This is a genomic window from Streptomyces olivaceus, assembly GCF_000721235.1.
Taxonomy (GTDB): domain Bacteria; phylum Actinomycetota; class Actinomycetes; order Streptomycetales; family Streptomycetaceae; genus Streptomyces; species Streptomyces olivaceus.
In genome coordinates, this window is sequence record NZ_JOFH01000166.1 from 1 (window position 1) to 285 (window position 285).

The 285-nt window shown below is 72.3% G+C and carries 1 pseudogene; it reads left to right on the forward strand.

Features of this window, described 5'->3' with window-relative positions:
- Positions 1-285, forward strand: a pseudogene (locus IG94_RS0138280) (IS481 family transposase); the annotation flags it as partial.

The window sequence follows — 285 nt, forward strand, 5'->3', positions numbered from 1 at the left end:
CGACCCGCACTGAGCGACGGATCATCAAGGTCCGCCTGCTGCGCCGGTGGGGACCGGCCCGCATCGCACACTTCCTGCGCCTGGTGCCCTCGACCGTGCGCCGTGTCCTTGCCCGCTACCGCCTGGCCCGCCTCTCCCACCTGGACCGGGCCACCGGCCGCGTCGTGCGCCGCTACGAACGCGAGAGGCCCGGCGAACTGGTCCACGTCGACATCAAGAAGCTGGGCAACATCCCCGACGGCGGCGGACACAAGGCCCACGGCAGGTCCCAGGGCGGCCGCAACA